Here is a 15,698-nt window from a genome sequence, read left to right as displayed (position 1 = left end):
TGCCACCCGCTATGACAAGCTGGCCCGCAATTTCCTGGCGGGAGTCCATTTGGCTGCGGTCAGCATCCTGCTCACATGATGGAAAGGCTCTGGATCTCAGTGCTAATCCCACACAACATGAATTGATGACACGCCCTAGGGGACAAGGACGGCGTGTGACCTGCATCGTTGTCAACGACTGACGTTGAAGGCTGCATGGGGCCGGGTAGCGTCATCGACATTGCGAGCGGAGATCGGACATGACGGAGGCGAATTCTCACATCGACTTTGAGCGGTTGTTCAAGTTCCGATTGATCGTCGCGCGTTATGGAGAAATGGACGTGGCGGGTTGGTGGAACACCAAAGGTCTCCTTGGTCGTCATGGCGCGCTGGCGCTTAAGCGTGGCTTCCCCTCGACCCACTATTTTGCCCAAGCTCGCATCGTCTTCGCGGTTGCGGACAGCCGTTGCCATGAACTCTTTGACCCACCGGGATGCATGACACTTTGGAGTCTACCCGCAGAGGTCGAGGATCGATTCGAGGGACATTGGCAGGATTGGCTGGACCAAGGCGAGCACTGGTTCCCTTTTTTTGAGGTGCTGGCAGAGGTAGGCCGGAAGGATCTGCTCACGGAACTCGTTGAGGTTGGTCTCATCGATCAAAATCACCTTGACGCGGTCGGAAAGCTGCGCCGGTCGGCTGAGGGCCGTTCAGTTCCCTTGTCCGGAATGTACCAGCCGAATGACGACGTCATCACGCTGCTCGCGGCAGGCTTTGCCAGAGGTAAACGAGGTAGCCCGGCGATCCCCTATGCGCGGCTTGAGGACTGAGTATGGAGGCTCGCGTCAAGGTCGCTTCCTGTCACGCCATCAAAGGATCCCTGATCGAAGAAACCTATAGGGTCTTTCGCGGCTGGGATGATACTGTCTCGAAGACCGAAAATCTGAAGCGTGCTCGCCAGGAAAACACCATTGGCGCCAAGAGTGCCGCTTGGGCGCAGAATGTGTCCTGGGCAGTCAGCCGCCGCTTCGACCCCGCAGGTCGCGACCACCCACTGGTGGAGCTTGCCAAGGCCGGTTGCGAGCAGGAGATTTGGAAGCCGATCCTCCTTTACCACATGACCCGCGACGAGTTCCTCGTTCGGGATTTCCTCGTCCACTGGCTCTACCCCCAGTTCATCGCTGGCACCTACCGTCTGCGCGCCGAAGACGTGCTTCCCTACCTGCACAACCTGAGTAAGACCAAAGACATCGAGTGGTCCGGTCACTGGACCGAGTCCACGACCAAACGTGTTGCCTCTGGCCTCTTGAAGCTCGGGGTCGATTTCGGCCTCCTCTCAGGGGTGCAGTCGCGGGAATTCGTCTCCTACCATCTGCCAGAACAAAGCTTTATCTACCTGCTCCACGCCATGATGGAGCGTGAAGCGAACGCCCGGCGCATCATTGATGCTGAGGACTGGCGGATGTATCTGATGGATGCCAGCGACGTCGAGCGCGAACTGCTGCGCCTGCACCAGTTCCGCAAACTGCACTACGAGGCGGCTGGAAGCCTCGCCCAACTCAAGCTGCCCGCAACCTCTGCGGCCGACTACGCCAAGGAACTCTGCTGATGCCGGATTGGAAGGTACGTCTCACCCAGCAGCTCGAACCCGTGCTGAAGCAACCCGATCCCCGTCAGCAGCTCAGCGCCTACCACGACATGCCCTATGCCATCTTCCGCTACCCGCCGGAAGAGGAATTCGGGTTGCGCCACCAAGTTGCGTTGCTACGCACGCGGCTGGAGCAGTTGGGCAAGCGGGTCACGATCATCTCGTTGGCAGAATGCCTCGCCGTGGCCTTGAAAGCGGAAAGTATGGGGGGCGAGGCCCTCGTCGACGCTGAAATATCGGTGGGCCTGGAGGCCACGGTCGAGACCATCTTCCAGATCCTGAGCGAGTACCAACCCCTGGACGAGCTGGTCGCCCGCCGCATCCCCGACGACGCCGTCCCCCAGCATGATTTGGTGTTTATCGTGCGCGCCGGCGCGCTCTTTCCCATGTACCGAACCTCCGCGCTGCTGGAGCAGCTCAAGGGCAAGGTTCTGGTTCCCGCCGTCTTGTTCTATCCGGGTGAGCTGGACGGTGCCGCAGGTCTGCGGTTCATGGGCGTGCTGGATGCCGAGCACAACTACCGGCCCAAGATCTTCTGAGGATCTGTGTGATGACCATTGAGAGTATCAAGGACCTCTTCGCCAACGACATTGACCGCCGCATCGAGGAGGTCATCAAGGTCGATCAGGCCGACGAGACGATCATCCGCGACGAGTTGGCCGAATACGTTGTCACCGACTCGATCCGTGCGCATTTTCTGAAGATCTTCGATCACTACTGGACGACCCGGCAGAAACCCAACGACGGGATCGCCGTCTGGACCTCGGGCTTCTTCGGTTCGGGCAAGTCCGGCTTCGCCAAGTACCTCGGTCTTGCCCTGGCCAACCGGGACATCCTCGGACAGGGCGCTGGGGCACTGCTCGCCCAACGCTGCAAGGACACCAAGGCCCAGGTTCTGCTGACCAGCATCGCCGAGCAGATCCCCACCGAGGCGGTGATCTTCGACGTCTCCACCGACCGTGGCATCCGCACCGGCAATCAAAGCATCACCGAGATCATGTACCGGCTCTTCCTCCAGAGCCTGGGCTATGCACGGGACCTGGACCTCTCCGAGCTGGAGATCACGTTGGAGGAAGCAGGCCGTCTCGACGCCTTCAAGGCCTACTACCGGGAGGTCTTCGACAAGGACTGGGACGTCGAGAAGGGCAAGATCGCCATCGCCGTGCAGCAGGCGAGCCGCGTCATGCACGTCATGGACCCGGCTACCTACGCCACGGTCGATAGCTGGCGCGAGTCGGCCATGAAACGCGCCGACATCACCCCCGGCGACCTGGCGGCCCGGTGCATAGAACTGATGTCCCGCCGCCGGCCCGGCAAGAACCTCCTGTTCGTCATCGACGAGGTGGGCCAGTTCGTCGCCCGTGACGTGCAGAAGATGCTCGATCTCCAGGCGGTTGTGCAAAGCCTCGGGCGGGTCGGGCGCGGCAAGCTGTGGATCCTCGTCACCTCCCAGGAAAAGCTGACCGAGCTGGTGGGCGGCCTGGACGACCGCCGCGTCGAACTCGCCCGCCTGATGGACCGCTTTCCCTCCGAGCTTCAGGTCCACCTGGAGCCTTCCGACATCTCGGAGGTGACCAGTAAGCGCGTGCTCGCGAAGAATGCCGAGGCCGAAAAGATCCTGCGTGAACGCTTCACCGAGCACCGTGGCCGACTGACCGACAACACCCGCTTCACGGCCGACATCAAGTTGCCGGAACTGACGACTGAATCCTTCATCGACCTTTATCCGCTGCTCCCCTACCAGATCGACCTCATCATCCAGATCGTCTCCGGCTTGCGGACCCAGGGTGGGGCGAGTAAGCACGTCGGCGGTGCCAACCGCACCATCATCAAGCTCGCCCAGCAATTACTCATCCATCCAGACGTGGACCTGGCCAGCCAGCCCCTCGGCACCCTGGCGCGGGTGGATCAGATCTACGATCTCGTCTCCGGCAACATCGGCAGCGAGATCCGCGCCAAGATCGACGACATCGGCAAGCAGATCGCGCACCCGCTCGCCCAGCCGGTGGCCAAGACCATCTGCCTGCTGCAATACGTGCGCAGCGTTCATCGCACCCCCGAGAACATCGCCGCCGCGCTGCACCCGGCCATCGAGGCCGATTCACGCCTAGCCGAGGTCCGCCAGGCCCTTGATGCCCTGGAAAAGGGATTCATGGTCCGTCGTGGTGACGATGGCTACCGGATTCCCACTCCGTCCGAAGACGACTGGGAACGCCAGCGATCGGGTTTGATCCCCAAGCCCGGCGACACGGCCCGCCTGCACGCCGAGGCCGTGACCGCCCTCTGGCAGCCGCAGCCGTCTCATAGCCTGTTGGACGTCAAACCCTTCAAGGCCGGGCTGTACCTGAGTGAGCGATTGGCGGTGGAGGGCGATATCCCGTTCCATCTGGCCCTGGTCGAAACCGGGACTGAGTTTGACCAGCAGTTAGAGGACTTCCGCCGTCGCAGCCAGACGGAGACCAAGGCCGTCTTCTGGGTCGCTGCCATGGGTGACGCCATCGACCGTGAGACCGTCGAGCTCCACCGCTCCAAGGAGGTGTTGTCCCGCAAGGAGCGGAGCGCCCATACCAAGGACGAGACCGCCCTAGTGGCCGAGGAGAAGCTCCGCCAGCGTCGCTATCAGGACGATCTGCGTCGTCTCATCAAGCAGTCCCTGCTCAACGGCACCATCTTTTTCCGCGGCAATGACCGCAGCCCCGACGAAGGCGCCAGCGACGTGTCCCGCACAGCGGCTAAGGTCCTCTCCCAGGCCCTGCCGGAGGTCTTCGACCGCTTCGAGGAGGCCGCCGCACGGGTCACCAAGAACGATCTGGACTCCCTGTTGACCACCGAGAACCTGCGGGGACTGACCGCCGTCTATTCGGACCTTGGATTGGTTCGCGACCAGGGTGGCAAGCCCGTCTTCGACGTGGAGACCGGAGTCCTCGCCGAAGTGCTGGCCCGTATCGAGAACCGCACGAGTTACGGCGAGACCGCCAGCGGGCGTTATCTGACCGACGAGTTTGCCAAAGAACCTTTCGGCTGGGAGTTTGACACCGTTCGCCTCCTCGTCATCGCCCTGCTGCGCGCCGGCAAGATCGAGGCGACCAGCAAGGGGCAGATCATCGACTCCGCCCTGTCACTCGACGCGCGTACCAACTTCACCAATAACAACCTCTTCCGCCAGGCATCCTTTCGTCCGCGCACCACCGACTGCGAGTTCACCGACTACATCGAGGCGGGAGATGCCTACAAGACCTGCTTCGGGAAAGAGATCCAGGAGTATGAGGAAAACATCATCGCCCAGGCCATCCGCGAGACCACGGAGGGCCACGAGGAGACCTTGCGGGAGCTTGTCGCCCAGCTCGACAAACATGGACTCCCCGGGGGCGAGGTGATGGCCGCGGCGCTGAACAACATCGTGGGCTTTCGCCGTCAGCGTGACTGTCAGGCACTCAAAGCCTTCACCGCTTGCCACCAGGAACTGAAAGAAGCCATCAAGCGGGGAGCTGAGCTCGCCAAGGCCCTGACGGAACCCGCGCTCCACGACCTGAGCCGTGCGCGCCAGGCGCTCGATCGCCTCTGGCCTATCCTGGAGAACGAGCCAGACCTCGGCGACGGTGACCGGAACCACGTCGAGCAGCTCCAGGATCTGATGGCCCGCGAGTCCTTCTATCGCGAGCTGCCGTCCATCGACCAGCACACCAAGGCCCTGGAGACGGCCTACCAGGCCCGCCTGCAACAGGCGCTCAACGCCCGGTCGCAGGCTTACGAGGATGCCCTCCAACAACTGCACGGTACGCCCGGCTGGGAGGAGGTCGGCGAAGAATCGCGCCACCGCATCGCCGAACCGCTCATCACCTACACCGCCAACAAGACCACTGCCGCCATCCCCCAACTGCGGGCCGACCTGGACGCCTGCCCCTTGCGACGCGACAAGGCCATCGAAGAACTGCTAAGGGCGATGAACGGCAACCGCATCGTCAAGGTCTCGGCGTCGAGCTACTTCGCTGGCGGCATCGAAAGCGAGGATCAGCTCGATCAGGCACTCGACGGACTGAGAGAAGAATGCCTGGAGTTCATCGCTGCGGGCAAGAAAGTATTGGTTCAATAGAATGATCGCTGTGATGGTATCGGAACGGGAGGTACGAGAGTGAGTGTGAACTTTGCAGATGCGGCACAGCGTCATTGGACCGATGCGGAGCAGCTCGTTACCACACAGCGTTGGCCAAACAGCGACCATTTCTATGGTCTAGCTGCGGAGTGTGCTCTCAAGGAGGTCATGCGGGCACTCGGAATGGCGCTGGATTCAGACGACAAACCTTCAGATCGAAAACACCGTGTTCACATCGATAAACTCTGGAGCGAGTTCCGCACCTTTGCATCGGGCCGGGGGGCATCAAACTATGCCGCGATGCTCCCAGCATCCAATCCTTTCTCCGACTGGGGCATTGAACAGCGATACTGGCATTCGGCCCAAATTCTTCAAGGCACGGTGCAACCTCACCGGCAAGGCGCTCTCCATGCAAGAGCAGTGCTCAGTCAGGCCAGTCAAGACGGGAGAGTGAAATGACCATCATCAGTTTCGACACCGTTCCCGAAGTCTTGCGAACGATGGCAGACGAACTCGCGTCTGAATTGGAGTCGGCCGGACAAATCATCGCCATCCGTGATCTGTGGGGGCGGGTCCGCTTCATCGTCCAACAGCGCCCGGCCCCAGGAACGGGGTTGGAGCTCGCCCTCCAGCGGCTAGCAGTCGAGAGCGCTGATCGCTTGGGGGGTCGCGCATATCCTTCCGAAGACGCGATCCTTTTTGCAGATGAGACCTTGACCGACACAAGTCTCATGGCTAACGAACCGGGTTTGATTATTGGGACAGACAGACCGGTTTTCCGGCTCATCGACCGCCAGATCACCGGCCAGTCCTGGGCCACCGTGAGTGAGCATAACGCCGCCAGGGCGTCGCATCGAATCGCCATGTACTCACTCAAGGGCGGCGTGGGACGCAGCACCACCACTGCCGTGGCCGCCTGGCATCTGGCCCGTCTCGGCCGGTCGGTCCTGGTGCTCGATCTAGACCTGGAATCCCCCGGGCTCTCCGCCAGCCTGTTGCCGACTTCGAGCCAGCCGGAATTCGGCATCGTTGATTGGTTCGTAGAAGACGCTATTGGACAGGGAGATGCGGTCATCGCCCACATGAGCGCCCGAGCACCCATGGCCCAGGACCTCCCTGGGGACGTTTGGGTGGTGCCCAGCCACGGCGCAGACCCCGGGGACTTCATGGCCAAGCTCGGTCGCTGTTACCTCGACCTTCCGGGTCACGCTGGGGTGGAGGCTTGGGATCGCCGTCTGCTGCGTCTGCTCTCGGTCCTGGAGGCAGACAAGGCACCTGACGTCGTTCTACTCGACGCCCGCTCCGGTTTCCATGACCTCGCCTCCGCCGTGGTCACGGAGCTGGCGGACACCGTCCTGCTGTTTGCCATCCATTCGGAGCAGACATGGAGTGGCTACCGGCTGCTCTTCGAGCACTGGCAACGCTACGGTGTGGCAGAGCGCATCCGCGAGCGCCTCCAGATCGTCGCGGCACTGATTCCGGAAACCGACCGCGATGCCTACCTAAGCGAGTTTCGCGAGCGCTCTTGGGGCATCTTCCGCGACCATCTCTACGACGAGCTCGGGGCCGGGGAGGTCGATGGCTTCAGCTTCGACCTCAACGATGCCCCCGCTCCCCACAGGCCGCTGCCCATCTACTGGCACCGAGGCATCGCTTCCCTCGGCAGCCTGACGGCACTGGATCCACAGTTGGTGGCAGCGACCGCCGGAGGCTTTCTCGCGGGGCTCGATGAGCTGCTTTCCAGCGCCGAGGGAGCCGCCCCATGAGCGACCCGCGGTTGCCCTCTGCCCGCCAGACCTTGATCGATACCCTGCCCGAGGAAACCTCTCTGTTCGGGCAGCCGATCGAGGCGCGCTTCATCCATGTGCCCGCATCCCACGCGAAGGCCCTGCACCCGGATACCCAGTTGGTGGTCGGCATGCGCGGCGCTGGTAAGAGTTTTTGGTGGCGGGCCTTGCAGGACAAGCGCCAGCGCGCACTGGTCGCCGAGCGGGCGCCCAACACCGGGTTGGCGAAGGCAGCCCAAGTCGTCGCCGGTTTCGGCGAGACACCCAACCCCGATGCCTATCCCGGGCCGGATGTGCTCGCGCAACTGGTCGAGACCGGCCAGGACCCCAGGCTTGTCTGGCGCACCGTGATCCTCCATGCCCTGACCGGCGGTGCCGTCACCCAGGGCGACTCTTGGGCGCAACGGGTGGCGAGCGTTGCGCAAGACCCCGAGCGCATGGACCGCACCTTGTTCGAGCACGACCGCCAGTTCGACCGGGAAGACACCTACTGGATCATCCTCTTCGATGCCCTCGACCGCAGCGCCTCCAATTGGCGCACCATGAACGCCCTGATCCGCGGCCTGCTCCAGGCCATGCTCGATCTGCGCCCCTACCGGCGCCTGCGCGCCAAGAGCTTCCTGCGCACCGACCAGCTCGACGAGCGCGAGGTGGGCGACTTCGCCGATGCCTCCAAGGTCCTGGCCGGTCGGGTCGACCTGGACTGGCCCGCCTACGAGCTTTACGCCCTGCTCTGGCAGTATCTATGCAATTCCGTGGATGGCGCCTTCCGTTTGGAGCTGGAAACCGAGCTGCGACTCACCAGCCAGCCGTTTTCCGACCTCTGGTTGCCGCCCGTCGAGCTGCGGCGCTCCGAGGCCGAGCAGCGCCGTGTCTTCCATGCCATCGCCGGCCCCTGGATGGGGCGCGATCACCGCCGCGGCTACCCCTACACCTGGGTACCCAACCACCTGGCGGATGCCGGGGGCAGAACCAGCCCACGCTCCTTCATCGTCGCCCTGCGCAAGGCCGCCGCAGAAACCGCGGACCGCTACCCGACCCACACCTGGCCGTTGCATCACGAGAGTATCAAGCGCGGCGTACAAAGCGCCTCCGAGGTCAGGGTTCGCGAGCTGCAAGAGGACTACCCCTGGGTCAACACGCTGATGGTACCCCTCAACGGCAAGGTCGTGCCCTGTGCGTTCGCGGCCATCGCGAAGGCGTGGCAAGAGACCGACACGCTTCACGAACTGGAGCGTCGCGTGACCGAGCGCAATGAGCGGCTCCCTCCGGCCCATCTCGGCCAGGGAGCGGACGGGGTACGGCAAGACCTGGAAAACTTAGGAATCTTCCTGCGCCTGCGCGATGGCCGGGTCAACATCCCCGATGTTTTTCGCGTTGGCTACGGCCTTGGGCGTCGGGGCGGTGTGCGGCCGGTGCGACCGGGGGATGCCGGATGAGGCACTCACCCGATGGCGGGGCCTCCGCTAACTCAACTCCTGCTCCAGAGGCCCCACGTGGATAAGGACACACGCAACCGCATCGAGCGCGCCACCCAGGCTGCCCGGGCACTGCTTGAGCAAGACTTCGCCGACCAGTTGGCGGGTGTCTTCGACATCCGGCTCGACGGCACCCTGGCCGCCAAGCCGGGAGGCCACTTGGATGCGGCGCAGCGAGTGCTCTGGGGCAAGCTGATGGCCGCCGTGGAGCACCACCGGGCCAGCGGCCAGCGGGCGTCGGAAGCGGTCGCGACCTACCTGCGCGAGGCGGCCTTCATTACCCTGAACCGCTTCGTCGCAATCAAGATGCTCGAGGCGCGCGGTCTGGTGCAGGAGTGCGTCTCCCGCGGCGAGCAATCCGCCGGGTTCAAGGAGTTCTGCGGACTGGCGCCGGGCCTGGTCCAGTTGCCTGACCATGGATACCGCCTCTACATCGAGTCACTCTTCGACGAGCTCTCGACCGAGGTGAAGGTCCTCTTCGACCGGCGCGACCCGTCGAGCGTGCTGTGGCCCAAGCGCGCCACCTTCGAGCACCTCCTTACGATCCTGAACGCGGCCGAGCTCGCCGGCGTCTGGGGCGAGGACGAGACCATCGGCTGGGTCTACCAATTCTTCAACGGCCTGGACGAGCGCCGCAAGATGCGCGAGGAGAGCCAGGCACCGCGCAACAGCCGCGAGCTGGCCGTGCGCAACCAGTTCTTCACCCCGCGCTATGTCGTCCAGTTCCTCACCGACAACACCCTCGGGCGCATCTGGTACGAGATGCGCTGCACCGAGACCGTGCTCGCCAACCAGTGCGAGTACATGGTCCGCAAGCCTGGCGAGACCTTCGCCCCGCGCGCCAAAAAGGACCCGCGCGACCTGCGCGTGCTCGACCCGGCGTGCGGCAGCGGGCACTTCCTGCTCTACGCCTTCGACCTCTTGCTCGTGATCTACGAGGAGGCATGGGCCGACCCGGGGAGCCCGCGGAGTGAAGCGACGGGTAGGACGCTCGCGGCGGACTACCCAAGCCTCGACACGCTGCGCAAGGCCGTCCCCGGACTCGTGCTCGCGCACAACCTCCACGGTGTCGACATCGACCCGCGCTGCGCGCAGATCGCCCAGCTTGCCCTGTGGATGCGCGCGCAGAGGGCGTATCGCGACTTCGGGATCGGGCGCGCCGAGCGCCCGCAGATCCGGCGGTCGAACATCGTCGTGGCCGAGCCGCTGGTTGCGGACGAGCAGATCGCCAAGGAGTTCGTCGCGAAGCTGGGAGACGCAGAGCTCGGACGCGTGTTCATGGCGTTGGTCGAGTCGTTAAGCCTCGCGGGCGACCTGGGGCTGTTGCTCCGTGTCGAGCAGATCGTCGCGCGCCAGGCGAAGCGCGGCCAGACCGGCGACCTCTTCGCACCCCCCAAGGAGCGCATCCGCGCGGTACTTGATCGGTTCGTGCGTGATGAGGCCAGTGTAACGAGCACGAGGCGGCGGCTCTTCGCGGACGACACCGCGCACGGCCTCGCGCTGCTTGGCGTCGCCGAGAAGAAGTTCGACGCGATGCTGATGAATCCACCGTTCGGCGAGCCCACGGAGAAATCGGCTGCGAATCTCGCTAGCTCCTACGAGGACTGGAACAAGAATATCCTTTGTGCCTTCATCGCCCGAGCCCAGACTCTCCTGGCCACCGGCGGAATGTGTGGAACGGTGGTTGATCGTACTATCAACGAGAAGAGCACCTATGAGAAATTTCGAAGAAGATACCTGCTCTCCGACGAATTCGCACTCCAGGATGTAGCGGACCTCGGCTGGGGTATCCTCGACGCAAACGTGGAAGTGGCATCTCTTGTCCTGGGTCCGGGCGGTCCAGGGCACAGTTTTCTCGGGATCGACGCGCGAACGAACGAGGCCAAAGCGGAAGCGCTGCGAGACAAAAAACTCGCCGTGATGATGGGCGTGCGTGAAGCGATTCGGTTGCCCAATGCGGTGATCGGATACTTTTTTCCAGCTTTTGCGATCAGGCTTTTCGACACGTTGCCCTCTATGCGCGACGCAGGTTTCGACCTCTTCGAAGGTCACACCCTCAAGTCCGAGAGATACTTCCGGGTGGCGTGGGAATCGCCTGACCGAGGCAGGGGATATTGGACGCCCCTCTTCAATGGCACTTCGTACAGCAGATTCGCCTACCCGCATCATGACGTAGTTTCGATGCACCCATCGAGCGGAGTGTGGGGAGACAGCGCCGCCGTTATTCGAAACGTGCAGAAGCATGGTAAGCCCGGCCTCTGCTTCGGCAAGCGCGGAGAATACGTCGATGCCCAGATGCTGCCGCCTGGGTTTACGTCCACGGTCGAAGGGAAAGCCTGTCTGACTCCGAGTACCGAGGACGCTTGGGCGGGGCTTGCACTGATGAACAGTTCGCTCTTTCAGTTCCTAATTAACTTGTACACCGGGCAGCACAAGTATTCTGGCTACGTAGAGCTAATTCCATACCCTGGCAGCGACAGGCTCCATGAAGCGGTGGAGTGTGCGCAAGAGATTGTTCGCGCTAAGTCATTATTTTGGTCTCATGTCGAGCTGTCGTCGTCCTTCTCGGGCTTGGCAAGACTCGACCCTGAGTGCCTTCGCGAGGAGTTTGACAAGGCGATCACAAACGTAGCCGCGCTCGAAGCTGCAATGGATGACGCTGTGCTCCAAGCCTACGGCTTGGCAGATGATCCTAACGCTCGTGCTGTGGTTTCCTCGATATCCGCTTCAGTTCCAGCCTCTGACCGTGACTCGTTCTGCTCCACTGACTTAGCTGATTGTGCGGCTCGCTGCGTCCAAGTCGCCGCCGGACAGACTTTTGGCCGTTTCTCGGCTGCCGAAGCCGTGCAAAAAGATGTCCTCGTTGACGACCTTGGTGGCACTGATGACTTCGCGGCGACGGTGGAGGGGCATCTTGGCGACAACGTGGCTTCGGTGCTCACGGCGCTTAATGGTGGCGATCTGCGCGCCTATATCCGCGACTCACTGTTCGCCTTTCATCTCGACTACTACTCCCGATCCGGTCGCAAGGCACCGATCTACTGGCAGCTCGCGACGCCCTCGGCAAGCTACTCGGTCTGGCTCTACATCCACGCCTTCAGCAAGGACACACTCTTCCGCGTCCAGAACGACTATGTCGCGCCGAAGCTCGCCCACGAGGAGCGGCGCTTGGAGGCACTGGCCAAGGATCTGCGCGACGGCGCGACCGCCGCCCAGCGCAAGGATCTCGCCACGCAAGAGGCGCTAGTCGAAGAGCTGCGCGCCTTCCTCGCCGAGGTGAAGCGCGTGGCGCCGCTCTGGAACCCCGACCTGGACGACGGCGTCATCGTCAACTTCGCCCCGCTCTGGCGGCTCGTTCCGCAGAACAAGTCCTGGCAGAAGGAGCTGAAGACCACCTGGGACGCGCTCTGCGAAGGCAAGTACGACTGGGCACACCTCGCGATGCACCTCTGGCCCGAGCGGGTGGTGCCCAAGTGTGCCACGGACCGCAGCCTCGCCATCGCCCACGGACTGGAAGCGGTCTTCTGGAAGGAGGGAGACAATGGGAAATGGCAGCCGCACCCGGTTGCCCAGGCAGAGGTCGACCGTCTCATCGCGGAGCGCACCTCCGCCGCGGTCAAGGACGCGCTCAAGAGCCTCTTGGAGGCCCCCGCGCCGGTCACCGGCCGCGGCGGTAGCCGCAAGTCGTCCGGACGGGCTCCGGTTCGGCGCACTCCCACCGTCCCGAGATCAGATAACGCCGGCCCAGGCTCCAAACCTGCAACGGGTTCCGCTGCCCCCGATCCGGTCATGCTGGACGCCGTCAAGCTGGTCATCGCCGCGGCTCAGGGCGGGGCCAGCAAGTCCGAGGTCCTCGCCGCCACCGGCCTGACCGACGCCCAGTGGAACAGCGCCATCAACGCCTTGCTCGCCGAGGGCACGGTCACCAAGACCGGCGCCGGTCGTGGCACCCGCTACCATCTGACCCCTGACCCCTAGCCCTGAACCCCGAACCCCGAACCTGACGACCCAAACCGGAATCCCGACCATGCCTCATCAGATGATCATCGACTACGACGACGACGTGCTGGTCAATGTCGCACTCTCACCGGACGAGTTCGCCGAGGAGGCCCGACTCCTGCTTGCGGCCAAGCTCTACGAACAGGGCAAGTTGTCGTCCGGGCAGGCCGCGAAGCTGTGCGGCAAGGGCCGCGTCGAGTTCCTGTATGCGCTCGTGCGGGTTGGCATCCCAATGAGCAATCTGCGGCCAGACGATGCCGATCTGGAGATCGACTTTGCCCTCCATGGATAGGCGCATCGTCATCAATACGGGGCCGCTGATCGCGCTGATGCGCATGAAGGCCCTGGAGATCCCGGGCAAGCTGGACCTTGTATTTGTTACGCCGGAGGAGGTCCGCCGCGAGCTCGATGATGGGGTTAGCGTGGGCTATCCTCCCGTCCGCCCGGTCTGGCTCACCTACCAGCGATTGCAGTCGCCGCTACCTCCACTGGTGACCTCGGTGCTGGATGCCGGTGAAGCCGCGGTCATTCAGCTCGCGCTGGACGAAGGGATTGCACAGGTCTGTATCGATGAGTTGAAGGGGCGGCGCATGGCGCGTGCGGTGGGTCTCCAGGTGACCGGCGCCCTCGGACTTTTGGGCAAGGCGAAACGGGACGGGATCATTCCGGCGGTGAGGCCCTATCTCGACCGCGCCCTTCAGGCTGGTATCCGCTATCACCCGGACCTGGTGCATCGCTTCCTGGAAGCCTTGGGCGAGTGATCCTTTCCCGAACCCCGAACCCCGAACCCCGAACCCCGAACCCCGAACCCCGAACCCCGAACCCCGAACCCCGAAAGTAGGGTCGATTCTCATGCTCCAATACCTGCAATTTCAGGACGTCGGTCCCGCTCCGCACATGGAAATCGCGTTCCATGAGCGCATGAATTTCCTGGTTGGCGATAACGGGTTGGGGAAGACCTTCCTGCTGGACGCGGCCTGGTGGGCCTTGACCCGGACCTGGGCGCGACAAAAGCTCCTGCCGCATCGTCCCCCAACCAATCCGCAGATCACCTACCGCTACACGAAGAAAAGGGGAGGGAGGCACGAGTACACGAGCAAGTTCGATCGAGAATCCGAACACTGGCCTCTGGCCCAGGGACGCCCGCCCATCCCCGGATTGGTGCTCTACGCCCAAGTCGATGGAGGCTTTTCGGTGTGGGACCCGGCGCGGAATTATTGGAAGGGTGAGAACCCTGACCGGCAGGCAGCGTATCTGTTTTCGCCGCAATCGGTTTGGGATGGGTTGCCGCTCACCGAGCCGGTCAAGTACTGCAACGGTCTGATCGCGGACTGGTCGAACTGGCAGCTCGAAAACGGTCAGGCATTCGAGCAATTACAGAGCGTCCTGCGAGCGCTCTCGCCCTCTGACGAGGAGCCGCTAGAGTCCGGCGCCCTGGTCAAGGTCTCTCTGAGCGATGCGCGTAAACACCCCACCATCAAGATGCCCTATGGCTTGCAGGTCCCCCTGATCCATGCTTCTGCGGGAATCCGCCGCATCGTCTCCCTCGGCTATCTGCTGGTGTGGACCTGGCAGGAGCACCTCGCCTCGGCTGAGCTTCAGGGGGTTGCGCCCGCGCAGGAGATCGTCTTTTTGATCGACGAAGTCGAGGCCCACCTGCATCCCCAGTGGCAGCGTCGCATCGTGCCCGCGCTTCTGGATGTCATGGAAGCGCTGACAGGAGCGCATACGATCCCCGTTCAGTTGATCACTGCAACGCATTCGCCGTTGGTGCTTGCCTCGTCGGAGTCGCGCTTCGACGATCGCAAGGATGCGATCTGGGAGCTTGATCTGGCCCATGGCGAGGTGCAGCTCCGAGCATTCCCATGGAGCCGCCAGGGCGATGCCAATGCCTGGTTGACGTCGTCGGCCTTCGATTTGAAGGAGCCCCGATCCTTGGAGGCGGAACGGGCAATCACGCAGGCACTGGCCTTGTTGCGACAGGAGTCCCCGTCGCTCGCTGCAATCGACCAGGTCGATGCGGCGTTGCGGGGAGCATTAAGCGACATCGACCGGTTTTGGGTCCGCTGGTCCCAGTATCGGGATTCATGGAAGGGGCACGACAGTTGATCAGGGTTATGCCGGCTCCTGAGCCACCCGATTTCGACGCAAAGGTGCGTCAACCTGGATTGCGTGCCATCGCCGAGATGACAGGTCAGGTGCCACCCCATCCGCGCCGGTCGGGCAATGCCTTCAAGCAACGGACCCGCCAGGAAGTCCAGGCCGATGGCACCAGCATTTCCGTCCCGATCAACCGTCCGGAAGATCTGCCGGCGTCTGAGATCGAGTCCTATTGGACCGAGGCGATCGATGATCTGATGCAAGCCTACAACGAAGTCTGTGCCTATTCATGCTTTCGCATTCACCCGGTGACGGGGGCGGCCTCGGTCGATCACATGGCGCCGAAGTCGCGGGCCTGGGATCGCGTCTACGAGTGGAATAACTATCGGCTGGCCGCTGCGCGATTGAACGCGCGCAAGAACGCTTTCGGGGACGTGCTCGATCCGTTCGAGGTGCAAAACGGGTGGTTCGAGCTAGGGCGTGTCATCAATTCATGTTGTGTGGGATTAGCACTGAGATCCAGAGCCTTTCCATCATGTGAGCAGGATGCTGACCGCAGCCAAATGGACTCCCGCCAGGAAATTGCGGGCCAGCTTGTCATAGCGGGTGGCAAT

At 62.9% G+C, this 15,698-nt stretch carries 12 protein-coding genes; all 12 read left to right on the top strand.

Features of this window, described 5'->3' with window-relative positions; genetic code table 11:
- Positions 1-239 precede the first annotated feature (239 nt).
- Entirely contained in the window at positions 240-809 is a 570-nt protein-coding gene (locus QZY07_RS05900; protein WP_295400603.1) for a BrxE family protein, read from the top strand.
- 2 nt (positions 810-811) lie between these two features.
- The gene (locus QZY07_RS05895; RefSeq protein WP_295400601.1) at positions 812-1,588 is read left to right on the top strand and encodes a BrxA family protein; all 777 of its coding nucleotides are present in this window, start codon (positions 812-814) and stop codon (positions 1,586-1,588) included.
- On the top strand, positions 1,588-2,166 hold the full coding sequence (locus QZY07_RS05890; RefSeq protein ID WP_295400599.1) for a BREX protein BrxB domain-containing protein: 579 nt from the start codon (positions 1,588-1,590) through the stop codon (positions 2,164-2,166). Before QZY07_RS05895 ends, QZY07_RS05890 begins: the two co-directional genes overlap by 1 nt.
- Before the next feature lie 11 nt (positions 2,167-2,177).
- On the top strand, positions 2,178-5,720 hold the full coding sequence (gene brxC / locus QZY07_RS05885; RefSeq protein WP_295400597.1) for a BREX system P-loop protein BrxC: 3,543 nt from the start codon (positions 2,178-2,180) through the stop codon (positions 5,718-5,720).
- 45 nt (positions 5,721-5,765) lie between these two features.
- On the top strand, positions 5,766-6,179 hold the full coding sequence (locus QZY07_RS05880; protein ID WP_295400595.1) for a hypothetical protein: 414 nt from the start codon (positions 5,766-5,768) through the stop codon (positions 6,177-6,179).
- 272 nt (positions 6,180-6,451) lie between these two features.
- Positions 6,452-7,486: a P-loop NTPase gene (locus tag QZY07_RS05875; RefSeq protein ID WP_295400593.1), complete on the top strand. Its 1,035-nt coding sequence runs from the start codon at positions 6,452-6,454 to the stop codon at positions 7,484-7,486.
- Positions 7,483-8,946 carry a hypothetical protein gene (locus tag QZY07_RS05870; RefSeq protein ID WP_295400591.1) on the top strand — a complete coding sequence of 488 codons (1,464 nt, stop codon included), beginning with the start codon at positions 7,483-7,485 and terminating at the stop codon, positions 8,944-8,946. The genes QZY07_RS05875 and QZY07_RS05870 overlap by 4 nt, the downstream gene beginning before the upstream one ends.
- Positions 8,947-9,003: 57 nt before the next feature.
- Positions 9,004-12,963 (top strand): DNA methyltransferase, encoded by a 3,960-nt coding sequence (locus QZY07_RS05865; protein WP_295400590.1) that lies wholly within the window; start codon positions 9,004-9,006, stop codon positions 12,961-12,963.
- A 49-nt stretch (positions 12,964-13,012) separates the two neighbouring features.
- Positions 13,013-13,276, top strand: coding sequence for a UPF0175 family protein (locus QZY07_RS05860; protein WP_295400588.1), 264 nt, complete (start codon positions 13,013-13,015; stop codon positions 13,274-13,276).
- A complete protein-coding gene (locus QZY07_RS05855; protein ID WP_295400586.1) occupies positions 13,269-13,745 on the top strand; it encodes a DUF3368 domain-containing protein in 477 nt (158 codons plus the stop codon). The genes QZY07_RS05860 and QZY07_RS05855 overlap by 8 nt, the downstream gene beginning before the upstream one ends.
- Positions 13,746-13,836: 91 nt before the next feature.
- Positions 13,837-15,093 (top strand): ATP-binding protein, encoded by a 1,257-nt coding sequence (locus QZY07_RS05850; RefSeq protein ID WP_295400584.1) that lies wholly within the window; start codon positions 13,837-13,839, stop codon positions 15,091-15,093.
- 59 nt (positions 15,094-15,152) lie between these two features.
- On the top strand, positions 15,153-15,698 hold a 546-nt coding region (locus tag QZY07_RS05845; RefSeq protein ID WP_295400582.1), incomplete at its 3' end, for a hypothetical protein.

The organism is uncultured Thiocystis sp., assembly GCF_903866365.1.
GTDB lineage: Bacteria > Pseudomonadota > Gammaproteobacteria > Chromatiales > Chromatiaceae > Chromatium.
The sequence above is the reverse complement of the archived record's forward strand: the minus strand, read 5'-3'. Positions and strand labels throughout refer to the sequence as shown.